Here is a 15,431-nt window from a genome sequence, read left to right as displayed (position 1 = left end):
TTAGTTGGTTATAACTCTTTTCAAACGATGGAAAGTATGAGAGAATGGGAGCAATTATGAATTCATAATACTTTCCATATGAAGAAAAGGGAGGAAACACCCATGTCAGAAGAACGCCAATTTTCCATTGAAACCTTAGCGGTTCATGCCGGTCAGGAGCTTGATCCGACCACCTTATCACGTGCTGTGCCTCTGTATCAGACGACTTCCTACGGGTTTAAAGACAGTGAGCATGCGGCTAATCTGTTCGCACTAAAAGAATTCGGCAATATTTACACACGTATTATGAACCCGACCACGGACGTGTTTGAGAAGCGGATTGCGGCGCTTGAAGGCGGTGCCGGTGCACTGGCGACATCTTCCGGGCAGGCAGCGATTACGTTCTCCGTTCTGAACATAGCGGGTGCCGGTGATGAAATTGTTTCCTCCTCCAGTTTGTATGGCGGCACATATAATTTATTTTCCAATACGCTGGCGAAGCTGGGCATCAAGGTGCACTTTGTGGATTCCACGGATCCGGAGAATTTCCGTAAGGCCATCAATGGCAAGACCAAGGCATTGTTTGCAGAAACGATTGGCAATCCGCAAGGAAACGTGCTGGACGTGGAAGCCGTGGCTGCCATTGCGCACGAGAACGGTATTCCGCTGATTGTGGATAATACCTTCCCAAGCCCGTACTTGCTGCGTCCGATTGAATTTGGAGCGGATATCGTTGTTCATTCGGCCACCAAATTTATTGGCGGTCACGGTACTTCCATCGGCGGGGTTATTGTTGATAGCGGTAAATTCGATTGGACGGCAAACGACAAGTTCCCTGGGCTTACGGAGCCGGACCCAAGCTATCATGGCGTTGTGTATACGGAGGCCGTAGGCCCGATCGCTTATATTATTAAAGCGCGTGTCCAGCTGCTGCGGGATATCGGCGCATCCCTCTCCCCATTTAATTCCTGGCTGCTGCTGCAAGGTTTGGAAACACTGCATCTTCGCGTTGAGCGGCATAGCGAGAATGCGCTGAAGGTTGCCAAGTATTTGGAGAGTCACGAGGCGGTGGAATGGGTGAGCTATGCAGGGCTGCCGAGTCATCCGTCATACGAGCTGGCGCAGAAGTACCTGCCAAAGGGCCAAGGCGCCATTCTGACCTTCGGTATCAAGGGTGGAGCTGAAGCAGGGCAGAAGGTGATCGAGAATGTGAAGCTGTTCTCCCACCTTGCCAACGTTGGCGACTCCAAGTCTCTTATTATTCATCCGGCCAGCACCACGCACCAACAGCTGACCGAAGACGAGCAGCTGACAGCGGGCGTGAATCCGGAACTGCTGCGTCTGTCCATCGGAACCGAATCCATTGACGATATTCTTTATGATCTGGAGCAAGCCATTGCGGCAAGCCAGAAGTAGAGGTTGTTAATACCACCTTATAATAGAATCAAAGGCACTTTCCTTTTTGAAGGAAGGTGCCTTTTTGTTGTTTTTATCTCTAGAATGACCTGCCGGATAGGGAGAAAAGTCAGGAGAGTCAATGCCGATGGGGGAGACGGTCAGAGCGCCGATTGTCCGGAATGGATTGATGACATGTCATATTGATGTTATGATGAAATGAGAATTACAAATATATACTTACATGGAAATTATTTTATATATTGAGAGTGTCGCTATCGAATTTCAAAATCATATAAATTAGAAGAGGTGAACCATCATGAAGATACGAACCCTGCTTATCGAAGATGATCCCGAGTGGATCGATGGCATAAAACTTACAATTGAACAATCGAGGGATATTGTACTGATCGGCGTTCTTTCCGGGAATGAGATCGAACTGCAGATGATCAAGTGCTTGGAAGTGGAAGTCATTGTTATAAACATGAATGCTGATAATGATATGGAAGTGCTCAAAGCAATCGATAGCATTATCGATATTAATGATAACATTAAAATAATTGTGCTGTCCTCGGTGGAGGAAGATCGCGTTATCTGGGATGCCTATCTGCACGGAGCTGTGAATTATGTTGTCAAATCGGCTGTTTGCAGTCGTGCAATAACGAAACTCATCAGAGAAGCGCATGCGAATACATTGGGCATTCACCATACATCGGCACAAGCGATCCGAAGGGAATTCCAACGACAGAGAAAAGAACTATGGAGCAAACTTCTTACCCCGCAAGAAAGAAAAATTCTGTGTTACGTCTATCAAGGAAAGACAACGTCTGAAATTCATCGTATTCTGAATATTGAAGAAAAAACGATTGATAACCATGTGACAAGCATCAACCGCAAGCTTCAGGTCAAAAATCGCAGGGAAGCTGCGCAAGTTGCCAACAAAAAAGGACTGCTGTTGTTTGACGAAATCCGATCCCAATTCTATTCCGCTTTCAATATATTAGGTCTTATCCCCCTGAATTTTATTTAGGGGGTTTTTAGCATAATGTCCATGCTCGACCTGGTCAATCCGGTTGGATTCCACGATTAAAACTCACGGATTAGAAATAATAGAATGGTTTGTTATTCTAATAATTGTAAACTTCACTTTATGAATAGATTAGGAAAGGAGGAAAGACTCATGAAACTTCAAGCTGGTCAAATCAAAGAATACGGCACTTTTATGAATCTGACGCTTGCCAAGAAGAACAAGCCAGGTGATGGAAAGAACGGCCTTGGCGTGAAAAAAGGATAAGGTTTGAAAACAATGAGAGAGTGACGTTCACTCTCTCATTGTCTAATTTAAAGCTTGTTGAGGTGAGTTCCTTATGATGATAAGTCAAAAAGAAGAGGTTTATACGACGGTACATGACCAAGAGGTTGTTCTTTTGGATATGAATCAAGGGAAATACTTCGGATTGGAGGGAGCGGCAATGGCGCTATGGAATGAGCTGTCGCAAGGTCCGGTCACGACTTCCGCCATTCTGGAAAAATGGAAGACGATTTATGATCAAGCGGAAGACGAGCTGAATTCTCTATTAACCCAATCCTTGGAGGAGCTGACGGCAAAACGTTTGGTTGTGGTAGACACATGATGAACTTCCGAAGAAAATCAGACGATAAATTATACGCCTTGGTCATTCACTCCCTGATCCGCAGTGCTCTCAAAGACGGCGATTTCTTGCAATCCTATCGACAGCTTGCTGTGCAGTTGTTTCCTTTTTTTGAGAATGCCATTCGCCGCAAGGAAGTGTCCGTCTCCTCGAAGAGGCTTGATGAGCTGGGGCGGTATTTGATTACCCTGGATGAAGAGGACCAAGTCGTAGCGACTTGCGTGTCCGTGGCTGCCACGGCGCAAGCGATATTGTTCTGTTCGGGTATTCAGGCTGAGCTGCACATCGGGGTGAAGAAAATAGATGAGAAATTGTTTGCCCATGCCTGGGTGAAGCTGCCTGACGGCAGCATGATAGACCCGCAAAACAAATATGGGGATCTGCAAATCATTCGAGTGCTGAAATTGAAAGATGAAGCAGAAAGGTGGGCCGCTTCCGTTATATGAAAATATGGATAGCGATGTGTTCTGGAAACGATGCGGCATGGAGTCAGTGGACGAGCAATTTAGCCGAATGGCTCAAACACACGATGACCACCTATGCATCAGGCTGTGACGGACCGGTGAGGATGGCGGAGTTTCAGTATCGGTATGAGAGGCATGGAAGAAAGACTCATGAAGAGGGTTTGGGGGCTGCCTGTGTGCTCGATGGATGGCTGAAGCATGCACAGTGCGGTCAGATATGGGGAGACCATATGCCTATGGGCACAAGACATCAGCTGCTGCAGACCTTTAACCAGCATCCGGAAGGAATGATGCAATCCAGCTCGGGGGATTTTACATTATCCGTATGGGACCGGGAACGAGAGACGTTATGCATCGGCAGTGATGTTTATGGATCAAGGCCTATCTATTACTGGATTAGTCCTGAGCAGGAATTGTTTGTCTCAAGCGACCTCAGAGCACTGCTCCATGTTCACCATATCCCGTTTGATATAGACTACGAACGTTGCCTGCTGTACTTAAGCTCCCAATATGCTGTCGGCGAGAATAATTTCGAAGCGAATACGTTCTTTAAGGGAATCTGCAAGATACCCGCGGCAACGATTGCAAGATGGAACAACGGAAGATGGACTTTGAATACATATTGGGGAATGCACAACCTGCTCAACTTGGAAAATATTCAACAGGACGCAGCTCCCATGTTCCGGAATGCCATGATAGAGGCTGTGGGCGATCGTTTGCATCATTCAACATCGATTGTGGAGGTTAGCGGTGGATTGGACTCTGCAGCTGTGCTTGCCGCAGCCATTGCGGGTGGGCATAAGGAGCGGGTTTTAGGCGTGAATATTTCCTTTTCCGGTGAGGATATGGTACAGAGCAATGACATGGATCTTGTGCGGAGATTGTTTCAGGATTTACAGATGCCCTCCATCATCATTCTTGGAGATAACACGTTGAAGATGCCGAATGCCGAACTAGGACGGGATCCTCTGTGGTTTCTGGACGGGCCTGATCCGCGGGCTAACGTGTTAATTAATGAAATGTACACCGCCATTGCCAACGAATTCGGAACGGACGCCGGGTTGACGGGTGAAGGCGGGGATTTTTTATTTACCGGCGAAGAGTATGTGCTCGATTCGTTGATCAGGCAGCGGAAATGGAAGGAGATGCTCCATACGCTGTGGGCCTGGTCTGATCAGAAGCTGGGAAAGGCAATTCAACTGGGAGCCGCTTACGGATTAGCCCCGTTTATTCCGGTTGTTAACGACAGGATGTATTACAAATTGGCTTGGTCAGACTCCGAATATGAAATGCCGGAGTATTTTACGCAAGCCCATATGGCCAGGGAACGCAGCGCTCAACGCGATGATTATATGCGATATAAACAGAGTAAGCCCTTCAAATATTGGGGGAAAAGGTACCACTATGACTACACCTGGCCCAGGGCCAGTTATTTGGACGCGGTTGGGGTATCCATGCAGAGCATGCATCCTTTTTTTGATCGCAGAATGATGGAACTCTCCTTCTCGGTGCCGACAGAGCAGCATTATGATGTGCTTAGAGGCGAAGTGGATAATTATTATGGAACCAAAATGCTGATAAGAAAGGCATTTACAGATATTTTGCCGACCTATTTGCATAATCGGGTCACCAAAACGTCCTATGCGCATATGGCAAGAAAGAGCTTGCTCAATGAACGCAGTAATCTGCTGCAGCTATTTGACCGCTCGGAGGAGGTCCTGCTTCATCAGCTTGAGGTGATTAACAAGCATAAATTTTGGGAGCACCTGCTTGGAACATTGATTCGGGTGTCGGACACGAATAATGATCTGGGAATGTCCTATCAATATTTACGTATGGTCATCTCCATGGAAATTTGGCTCAGGGAAATGAGCAAGGGCAAGGCAGCCGTCCTGGAAAGGGCAAAGCCGCGCAGTCCAAGATGGCTGGCCGATATTGAAATCGTTGGCGAGCTTCAACAGTTTAAAGAAATTAAGAATCATAGCTTCATGACAGGTGTCTGATATGAAAATGTGGCAAGAGCAAGCCAAGGGGCAACATGGGTGGCAGAGCAGGTGGCAAGAGGCCATCTCCCAGATGAGGACGATTCGACTGATAGGGAGCATGATATGGAGATCAGGACCGTTATTGGTCGTGCTTCTTTTTGCAGCCATGTTTGTGCAAGGACTAATCCCTGCACTTCAACTGCTTGCTTCCAAGCAAATCATTGATCATGTTACGGTTGGAAACGGGCGAATCAGCATGATCTGGGCATGGGCGTATGCCATTTCCATGGTATTCATGGTGTTATTGTTGTCTGTGCAGAAATGGATATCCAAAATCCTGGCCGAACGCTCCATGCTCGCCATCAATCTGCTTCTTCTGGACGCTTGGGAGAAGGTCCCGGGTATGAAACTGTACGATCAGAAGAAGTACCGCAACCGTCTGGAGGCGCTGCAGGATTCGGCCAACTGGCTGCCTGCCCAGATCATTGCATTAAGCGCAAGCTTCATGACGGGTCTTGTGTCCCTTATCAGCATTGTTGTGCTGGTTGGGAATTTGTCCTTGATGTTAGCGATCGTGCTTCTGCTCAGCACAATTCCCCACGCCCTCAAGCAGAATCGGTATGCCGAGATGGATTGGGAATATGATAAATCGTCCACTGAAGATCGCCGCCGTATGAATTACGCTCGCGAACAGCTGCTCGGGCGCCGCGCCGCCAAGGAGATTCGGCTGTTTGGGCTGGGTCCGTTTTTTTTGCAGCTTTATCGTAAGAAGTTTGAACGATTGTTCCTTCGTTTTGAGCACCTGCAAAAAAGGTTTGTCCGCGGCTCGGTCCTGACAGGATTGTTATCCGGGGGAGTGGCCGGACTCGGGTATTTTTGGATCGTGAATCAAATCAGCAGCGGCTCGGTTTCGATGGGGGATATCGCGCTTTACCTGCTAGCCATCTTCCAACTATCGAAGGAACTGCGGGAGACCAGCAACGATGGCGTAAATGCGCTTGAGCTTTGGCGTATGGGGCATGATTTCCGTCTGTTTATCGAGGCGGAACCCGATATCCATCAAGATCCGAATCCGGTGAAAGATGTGTATGGTAGTCCGATGACCATTGAGTTTAACAACGTCGTTTTTAAATATGAACAGGATGCGGAAGCAAATGAAGACGAGGACGAAGATGACACGGACGAAGATGAGCCTGACTTCGATGAAGACATGGACGATAACTCGTATGACGTCTATATGGAGGATGGGGCCGGAGAAGAGTCTGAAGACACTGAACAGGAACGTCCGGACAGGGAATACATATTGAATGGAATCAGCTTCACCATCGCTCCAGGTGAATGCGTGGCGTTAGTGGGGGCCAATGGTTCTGGGAAAACAACCATCGTTAAGCTATTGTGCAGATTCTATGAGTTAACGGGCGGTTTTATCCGGATGAATGGGCGTGATATCCGAACGCTGGATATCGGGGAATTACGCAAACGCATTTCGGTTGTATTCCAGGATTACGGCAAATACGGGTTGACGGTTAGAGAGAATGTAGCGATTGCGAATGTGGATCAGCAGGACTTGAAGAAGATGGATGAAGCTGTGACACTCGCACAAGCCCAATCATTCATTCAGGATTTGCCGAATGCCTATGATACGTTATTAGGACCTGAATGGGGAGGCGAGGATTTGTCGGGCGGTCAATGGCAGCGGCTTGCCATTGCCAGATCGATGTATCGCGATGCGGACTTCATCATCCTGGATGAACCCACAGCTTCCCTTGATGTAAGGGCCGAATACGAGCTATTTAACAGCTTCCGCAAGCTGGCGGAGGGCAAATCCGTGCTGCTCATCTCCCATCGCTTCAGTACGGTGAGGATGGCTTCTCGAATTCTTGTGTTGCAGGATGGGAGAATCATAGAAGAAGGAACTCATAATCAGTTAATGGAACTGGGTGGCGAGTATGCAAAAATGTACAAAATTCAGGCTGAAGCATTTGAACATGCCGGAGCTGAAAAAGACAGCTAGCTACGCTTGGTGGGGAATTAAGCTGATGTACCGCGCTAATCCGCGGCGGGCTATCTTTGTGCTGTCGGTCAGATTAATGGAGTCTACGCTGGGTCCGCTTCTTGTGTGGTTAAGCGCCATGGTCATCGATGGTTTGATACGGGATTACAGCGCCTTTTCCGAACGGGGTCTGTTCTTCTGGATGGTCGTGCTGTTTGTGATTCTTACCATTCTGGTTGAAGTGCTGGAGCCGATCGTGGAGATGAACAAGAAATTACTCACCGTTCAGATTCAGAAGCACATCGATGAACTCCTGATGGAAAAGGCAAATGAGTTCGAGGATATCGCTCCGTTTGATGATCAAAACTTCTATAACAAAATCAAAGTGATACGCCACAACGATTATGTTACGGAGTTATGGCTGGATATGACCTCCAATACATTTGGCGGTCTTGTTCAAATCATTGGTGGAACCATCCTGATATGGACGGTCTTTCCATTAGCCCCTGTCTTGTTTGTAATTATGGCACTTCCCAGAGTTTTTGCAGAGGCCAAGCTGAACAACGTTACGTTTGAGGGCAGGGCCGAGGTTCAGGAATTGAGGCGCCGATCCGAATATTACATGAGCATTCCTCTCAGTCACGAATTGGCAAACGAGGTGAAAATGTATGGTCTCACTTCATTCTTCAAGAAGAAATACAAGGATGCTTCCCATGAACTGATAAAGATGCTGTCCGGTGATCAAAGAAAATGGACGCTCCACAATATGGGCTGGGGAGTCGCTGAAGCTGCCGTCAGCGGCATGGTGCTTCTATTTATTGTAAGCCAGGCATCATCCGGAGGAATTGCTGTTGGAGCACTGTTATTATTCATCGGAGCACTGTACCAGCTCAGGGAAGGGATTAACGAGTTATTCGCTGTATTTGCTATCGGGGCGCGCGAGATGGTCAATCTCCGCAATATGGCGGAGTTCTTGTCATTCCAGAGTCCGAAAACATCCGGGAGCTTGCCGGTCCCGGCACGCATTCATCAGGGCTTTGTACTGGAACAGGTAAAGTTCTCGTATAAAGGTCAGCGGGAAATTCTAAACATCGATCATTTAACGTTACCCCACGGCAAGGTTACTGTGCTTGTCGGCGACAATGGGGCCGGGAAAAGCACACTGGTTAAATTGCTGCTTCGGATGCTGCACGCAGACAGCGGTTCGATCTATTACAATGGCATGCCCCTGGAAGCTTATGATATGGACGCATTCCGTTCCAACGCAACAGCCGTATTTCAAGACTTTGTCCGCTATGAAGCAACGATGAATACCAACATTGCAGTAGGAGATATGGAGCATTACAAGGATATGGACGCTGTGATGAGGTCAGCCGTGCTTGGGGGAGCTGACGGAATTGCTGCCAAGCTGCCGCAAGGCTACGAGACGGAGCTCGGACGCTTTTTTGGCGGTACTCCGCTGTCCGGCGGCCAATGGCAGCGCGTTGCGATGGCGCGCGCTTATATGAGAGATCAATCCGCGCAAGTCTTAGTATTTGACGAGCCCACCTCGGCTCTGGACCCGTATATGGAGCACGAAGTCATGAGACGACTGAAGCAATTAGGGCAGAACAAGACGGTCGTTATTATTTCGCACCGTTTGAGCACGGCAAGATTAGCGGATCATATCGTTCTTCTTCAAGAAGGAAACGTGCTGGAAACCGGAGATCATCTTACTCTGATGAAACGTGGAGGCGTATATGCAGAGTTATACGACATGCAAGCATCCAAGTATCAAGAAGCGGGGCATAATCAGTAACCCTTCGGCTATGCTCTCTGCCATGCATACAAGGTTGTTTCCCAAATTAAAGGCCCGTTTCACCGTGCTGATCTATATGGTGGGCTCCGATCTGGAAACCAACTATGAGATGGCAAGCGGTGATATCAGGGAGATGATGGAGGTTGGCTCTTCCTGGGGTATACATATCGTGCTGGAAACCGGAGGAGCCAAGAAATGGGGACTGGATTTCATTCCCTCGGATCGCAAGTGCCGTTGGCTGGTACAATGCGGTCATTTGCAGCTGCTGCAGGAAACGGGGAATGCGAACATGGATATGGCAGAAACCCTCGGCGATTTTATAACCTGGGGCATTCAGCAGTATCCGGCAGAGAACTATGTTCTGATTTTATGGGGACACGGACTTGGCCCCATTGACGGATTTGGCGGTGATGAGCTTCACGGGAATCATAAAATGAAACTTGTCACTCTGCAAAATGCTTTGCAGCGAGCCTATCAAGTTACGCAGACGACATTCCGAATCATAGGCTTTGATGCCTGCAATATGGCCGGGCTGGAAATTGTATATGCGCTCAGGCATTATGCGGAGTATTTGGTGGCTTCCGTTGATTATACGAATCATAACGGCTGGGATTACAAGACGATTATTGAATCGCTGCGCCAAATGCCTGCGTTGACCGCTCCCAAACTGGGGGAGATTATCGTGAACAGCTATCGGCTCCATTCCAGGGAACATGGCGAGCTGCAGGATTTGCAGCAAGGGGTCATCCGGCTGGATAAGGCAGAGCGGATTGTTCACGCCCTGGAGGCGTGGAGCCAAGTATTGTTGGAGCGTATTGCCAGTGAGGATTCGTTTGATCTCATGAGACATGACAGAACCCGTTGCGAAGATTATGCGGAGGAAACAGATATGGTGGATCTGGTCGATTTATCCGGTCATTTCGGCCGCAGCTTTGGTTGTATGCAAGAAACCCATACCATTCAGGAAGCGATAGAGGATGCCGTTATCTATCATATGAAGACACCCGAGCATCCGAAGGCCAAAGGGATTTCCATCTATTTTCCCAAGCAGGATCAGGGACGTTTCATTGAAAAGTCAATGATCTATCAGCATCATGACTTCTCCGTCTCCTACAAAAAATTAATTGACCTGTATTCCCTTATCATGATCAAAAAGGATTATAATGGAATCTATCATCATATGAAATGAGGTTGTTATGTTGATCGAATTCGAGCGTTGGGAACGTCTGCAAAAGGATGATTTGCCGCTCTTGGAGCTATGGCTCGAGGATGCGGAAGTGCTGAAGAGAATGGACGGCATGCTCCCTCTGGGAGAGTGGTATGAGAATACGTCGCAAAACGATATGTACTTTACATGGCTGGCTTATATAGGCGAACAACCGATTGGAACGGTCATTATAGAACGGGACAACGAATCCGCTTATATCGGGATCATTACCAATCCAACACTCCGCTATCAAGGATACGGCAAGGCATTGATCAGCGAAGTAATGAAACGCCCCGAACTGCAAGCCGTGGCAAAATGGGTGGCCAGCATCGAGGAAGATAATAAGCCGTGTTTGGCTTGTTTCTCAGCTCTGGGTTATGTGCAGGAGGAAGAGGAGCCGGATGAGGACGGATTTTTGGATCTTGTGTATGAGCGTGAACGCGAAAGGGACTGAACATGAATCCGATAGCCTGATCAGGCATTTATATGATAGTGGCTGTTCTGCGGGGATTTCGACGATACCGCGGGGCAGTCTTTTTTTATGAGACCAGGGGGAATGCTTGGCGGCGGCTAGAACGATGATTGAATGTAATCGATCCAGGGATGTCCCTCTGGAAACTGTGTACGGAGCGCATAGATAAGCCATTCTTTAGCCTGTGGGTCAAGTAAGGGCAGAACCCTGATAAGATCCCTTTCATCTTTTTCACGAATCTTCTTGCTTCCCCCTTTGTATAGGAGCTGTATCTCTGGCCTCAGGTAAGGGATTCCGTGGTCCGTCTTTAAGAATATGTCCGGGAGCGGTCTTCGGATCGAAGGTTCTCTTCCATATATCCAGTTGTCCTGCTCGGCCTCAACCAGCATCATCTGGAATGAAAAAGGGGCTTCATGATTCTTGCTTACCCATACATCCCCAACGGCATGCAGATATTCGCCTTTCTCCCATAGAGATAAGGTTCCTTGATCAGCTTTGTATAGCGTCCATTCTTGGGTTAATTCGGTGTAAATAACGGTTTGCTCTTCACGAAGGATGAAGATATCAATATCGCTGTGCTCCCTGGTCTGCTCTCCTACATATAAATCTAAAGCCCAACCGCCGGCGATGTGCCAACGAGCAGGAATGGCGGCAAAAATCTTTACGGCTTCCGGTACGCTAATCGGCACCCAATAATCATAGTCGGTTCTCATATGCATCTCATCTCTCCTTTACGTAATCATACCGGTTTCGATCCATTCCTCCATTATAATGATTTCATCGTATCCGTAAACCGAAGATAAATCCGCGTTACGTATCCCCTATCCATCCCATCGGCCTGACAGTCTGAAAAAGGAACAGAGGTACCGTTTCCCTTCATCTCGATATTTTTTATCCATCGTTCATGCGGTGCACTGTATATTTCCAATTGTTTCATAATAGTCTGTAAGGAGGCGTTTATCCAATTCAACGTGAAAGGGAGTAGAAGGATAACCATGACGGAAAGGCAATGGGGAGCTGGCAGTGAATTGGGAGAGCGTCTATGGGAAGATGAAGCGTTCATCGAAGCAGGGGACAGCACGGCAAGTGAAAATTCTCCCGAGACGGATCTGCTGAAGCATTTTGCAATGGCAGGAGGAGTCACTCACGAGGAGGTGTTACTGCTGTTGGCATCGCCTGACGATATTGAAGAAGCTCTCAGGGTTTCGGGTATTCGGCATAACGGCACGGACAGACCTTCCTTGAGCCGTCTGCTGGGGTGGAGTGACCGGAACCGAAGACTGAAAGTCATGAGCCGATCCACAGATCCTGAATCCATTACGCGTGATCTCAGGCAAGGGGCTCAGGGGATCGGATTAATACGCGGTGAAGATGCCCTGAAGCAAGGTCTGCTGCAGGAGGTATACTCGGCCTGGTTGAATTCACGCAGTGCGGAGAAAAGCGCGCTGTTAAGGCGGAGACTGATTATGTTATGGACGTCATATTGGGTGTCCATATTCCAAGCCGCGAATGGAGCCCGATGTGCAGTCAGCCTGCTTCTTGACTCCAGGCTGTCCAGTATGCTGGAATTACGCGAGGCGCAGGATGCACAGCTGGAGTCCCTCTTCCGATCCATGGAGCAGTGCAGTGAGGAAGGCGTGGACTGTCAATTGGAGCTGCTGGCTGTACGTCCAGCTCATGCGGATGAGTTTATATCGATCCATAATTTTATGGAAGAGGTGGCAGAGCAGACCCTTATGGACCAGAAGCGATTTGTTCGTATTCGCTATGGGGCACTGCTTGGAGAAGGGATGAACCCATCGGCAGCGGCTGAGATTGCCCGCTTGGCTGATGTGATTGTATTGGATTCGGAGAGGCTGGAGGATTCGGGGCCATCAGTGGAGTCGAGGGATAAGGTCTCGGTGTTCTCGGATATGATCAATCGAATAAAACGCACGAAACCGCAGTTAACGCTTCGGATCAATGGGGTAGGAGCCACGGATTTGCGGATGGTTTACCGGCAAGGCATACACGAGGTATGCTGTCAGCCTTCTGAGCTTGCAGCCATTCGAATAACAGGCGCGAGATTGGAAATGCGTCGCAGATGTTCACCCATCATGGATTAATTGTATCATTATGAGAGCGCTTTAAATGGAAGTTACACATAGAGGAGGCCCTGCGGCGAGACCGCAGGGCCTCTTTTTGTTTAGCAGATAAGAGTCATCGGGGTAAAAAACGGAGCACCGTGTCGGTGTTTTTTATATTTTTAGAAAATGGTTAAAAAATGGGTTTACAAATGATGGGGATGTGAGTATGATACTTATAAAGTTGTATTAGGGAAAATAAATTGTATAAGTTCAAAAATGATTCTCATTCTCATTTAGCATGCTGCTCCGGCGAAGCCGGGGCAGCATGTGTCATTTTAAGGGTAGTAATAATGGATCTCATTCTCAATTAGGAAGGTGATTGTAATGCAATGGATACAAAATCAAACGTCGACTGGACGCATATCATCCATAGAAAACGGGGCCGATCCGCGTGAGCCGCGGCAGCCGGGCAAGTGGGATTTACGCAGCCTGCTGAGCAATTCGGAGGTGGTAGCTGCGCTGGGCAGCGGTATGCTGATGCTGGTGGCTTGGCTTACGAGCCAATGGTCAGAGCCGCTCTCGGTTGTGTTATATGTAATATCCTATGCCGTAGGCGGATGGGTGAAAGCGAAGGAGGGAGTCGAGACCCTTCTGAAGGAACGCGATCTCGATGTAAACCTGCTGATGATTGCTGCCGCTATGGGGGCAGCGGCCATCGGATACTGGAATGAAGGGGCGATGCTGATCTTTATCTTTGCACTTAGCGGAGCGCTTGAGAGTTATACGATGGAACGAAGCCGTAAGGATATCTCTTCCTTGATGGAGCTGCAGCCGGAGACGGCGCTTCGAATTGAGAAGGGAGAGATGGTGTCGGTATCGATCGGCAAGCTGGAGATTGGGGACATGATTCTGGTGAAGCCGGGCGAGCTGATTCCGGCGGACGGCAAGATTTATCGTGGCAGCTCCTCTGTTAACCAGGCGTCGATTACCGGTGAATCCGTACCCGTTGATAAAGTCGTGGGCGATGAAGTGTTCACCGGAACGCTGAATGGTGAAGGGGTGCTGTATATCGAGGTGACGCAATCGGCAGAATCCACGTTATTCGCCAAGATCATCCGGCTTGTGGAAGAAGCGGAAAACGAAGTGCCGGAATCACAACGGTTTATCAAGCGGTTTGAATCGATATACGCACGTATCGTTGTCATGGCAACCGTGGCGCTGATCGTTCTGGCAACTCCCGTCCTTGGGTGGGATTGGGATACTACTTTTTATAAAGCGATGGTGTTCCTTGTTGTGGCTTCCCCATGCGCGCTGGTGTCCTCGATTATGCCTGCGATGCTGTCGGCGATTTCCAATCGAGCCAGAAAAGGCGTACTGTTCAAAGGCGGCGCCCATATTGAGAATATGGCACGCACGGCGGTTGTAGCTTTTGATAAGACTGGTACATTGACGCTCGGTACACCTGAGGTTACGGATTTTATAGCAGGAGAGGGATGGGATCGCCAGGAATTGCTTGGCATCAGTGCCTCTATTGAAAGAATGTCGAAGCATCCGCTGGCATTGGCGATTGTCCAATCGGCCGAGAAGGAGGGCGCTTTGCTGCAGCAGGTTGAGAACGGTCAGTCTATAACAGGCTGGGGCATGCAGGCCGATGTTGATGGCGTCACTTGGAAAATAGGGAAAAGCGATATTTTGGATGAAGTCGCTGGGGATGCACAAGAAATTACCGGTTCAATCGAACAGGACAGCTTGTCTGAATCCGAGGTGAATCGCCAGCACTGGCTGTCTATCCGCAGCACCCTGGAATCCGAGGGCAAGACGGTATCCGTTATCTTGAGGGGAGACAGCATCGCGGGCATGATCGCTCTGCAGGATGCGGTCCGTCCGCAGGCGGCCATGGCGGTTAAGCAGCTGCAGCAGTTGGGCATCAAGGTGGCGATGCTGACAGGAGACCGGAAGGCTACGGCGCAAGTGATTGCGAAGCAAAGCGGCGTGGATATGGTGTTCTCCGACCTGCTGCCTGAAGATAAAGTTACACACATTAAAGAACTGCGTGCCCGTTACGGTCATGTGGTTATGGTAGGAGACGGTGTTAATGATGCACCGGCACTGGCTACTGCAACCGTCGGGATCGGCATGGGTGTCTCGGGTAGCGGCACGGCGCTGGAGGTAGCAGATGCGGTGCTGATGAATGACAATATCGATGAAATTGCCGGCACAGTTAAGGTGGCACGCCGGGTACAACGCATCGTGAAGCAGAATATGATATTTGCCATCACCGTCATCTTGACGCTGATTACAGCCAATTTCATCGAAGGTGTTGCGCTGCCGCTCGGGGTTATCGGTCACGAGGGAAGCACCATTCTGGTCATCCTGAACGGACTTCGCCTGCTGCGCTCCAAACCTTAATCGATAAATAA

13 protein-coding genes are annotated in these 15,431 nt (G+C 48.8%); 12 read left to right on the top strand and 1 reads right to left on the bottom strand.

The annotated features are described in order from the left end of the window. Positions 1-102: 102 nt before the first annotated feature. From M2277_RS21840 to M2277_RS21800, 10 genes are all read left to right on the top strand, one after another. Positions 103-1,395, top strand: a complete 1,293-nt coding sequence (locus M2277_RS21840; RefSeq protein ID WP_063477790.1) for a homocysteine synthase — start codon at positions 103-105, stop codon at positions 1,393-1,395. A 298-nt stretch (positions 1,396-1,693) separates the two neighbouring features. Beyond that, a complete protein-coding gene (locus M2277_RS21835; RefSeq protein WP_006212742.1) occupies positions 1,694-2,404 on the top strand; it encodes a response regulator transcription factor in 711 nt (236 codons plus the stop codon). A gap of 150 nt (positions 2,405-2,554) precedes the next feature. After that, on the top strand, positions 2,555-2,668 hold the full coding sequence (locus M2277_RS31780; RefSeq protein WP_006212741.1) for a lariocidin family lasso peptide: 114 nt from the start codon (positions 2,555-2,557) through the stop codon (positions 2,666-2,668). A 73-nt stretch (positions 2,669-2,741) separates the two neighbouring features. Then, positions 2,742-3,008, top strand: a complete 267-nt coding sequence (locus M2277_RS21830; RefSeq protein ID WP_006212740.1) for a PqqD family protein — start codon at positions 2,742-2,744, stop codon at positions 3,006-3,008. Further along, complete coding sequence (locus tag M2277_RS21825) at positions 3,005-3,472, top strand: lasso peptide biosynthesis B2 protein (protein WP_006212739.1); 468 nt, start codon at positions 3,005-3,007, stop codon at positions 3,470-3,472. The genes M2277_RS21830 and M2277_RS21825 overlap by 4 nt, the downstream gene beginning before the upstream one ends. Further along, positions 3,469-5,493, top strand: coding sequence for an asparagine synthase-related protein (locus M2277_RS21820; protein ID WP_280755512.1), 2,025 nt, complete (start codon positions 3,469-3,471; stop codon positions 5,491-5,493). The genes M2277_RS21825 and M2277_RS21820 overlap by 4 nt, the downstream gene beginning before the upstream one ends. A gap of 1 nt (position 5,494) precedes the next feature. Continuing rightward, a complete protein-coding gene (locus M2277_RS21815) occupies positions 5,495-7,489 on the top strand; it encodes an ABC transporter ATP-binding protein (RefSeq protein ID WP_082834249.1) in 1,995 nt (664 codons plus the stop codon). Next, on the top strand, positions 7,425-9,266 hold the full coding sequence (locus M2277_RS21810; protein ID WP_280755511.1) for an ABC transporter ATP-binding protein: 1,842 nt from the start codon (positions 7,425-7,427) through the stop codon (positions 9,264-9,266). The genes M2277_RS21815 and M2277_RS21810 overlap by 65 nt, the downstream gene beginning before the upstream one ends. Continuing rightward, complete coding sequence (locus M2277_RS21805) at positions 9,208-10,455, top strand: clostripain-related cysteine peptidase (RefSeq protein WP_280755510.1); 1,248 nt, start codon at positions 9,208-9,210, stop codon at positions 10,453-10,455. Before M2277_RS21810 ends, M2277_RS21805 begins: the two co-directional genes overlap by 59 nt. Before the next feature lie 7 nt (positions 10,456-10,462). After that, positions 10,463-10,927, top strand: coding sequence for a GNAT family N-acetyltransferase (locus tag M2277_RS21800; protein WP_006212735.1), 465 nt, complete (start codon positions 10,463-10,465; stop codon positions 10,925-10,927). A gap of 116 nt (positions 10,928-11,043) precedes the next feature. Here the strand turns inward: M2277_RS21800 and M2277_RS21795 are convergent, their stop codons facing one another. Continuing rightward, complete coding sequence (locus M2277_RS21795; RefSeq protein ID WP_006212734.1) at positions 11,044-11,658, bottom strand: nucleotidyltransferase domain-containing protein; 615 nt, start codon at positions 11,656-11,658, stop codon at positions 11,044-11,046. Between the two features lie 282 nt (positions 11,659-11,940). Between M2277_RS21795 and M2277_RS21790 the strand changes: the two genes are divergently transcribed. Continuing rightward, a complete protein-coding gene (locus M2277_RS21790) occupies positions 11,941-13,050 on the top strand; it encodes a hypothetical protein (protein WP_063477786.1) in 1,110 nt (369 codons plus the stop codon). Positions 13,051-13,395: 345 nt separating this feature from the next. After that, entirely contained in the window at positions 13,396-15,420 is a 2,025-nt protein-coding gene (locus tag M2277_RS21785) for a heavy metal translocating P-type ATPase (protein WP_280755509.1), read from the top strand. Positions 15,421-15,431 lie beyond the last annotated feature (11 nt).

This window comes from Paenibacillus sp. LBL, assembly GCF_029893715.1.
Classification (GTDB): Bacteria; Bacillota; Bacilli; order Paenibacillales; family Paenibacillaceae; genus Paenibacillus_AQ; species Paenibacillus_AQ glucanolyticus.
This window is presented reverse-complemented; position numbering and strand designations above follow the sequence as displayed.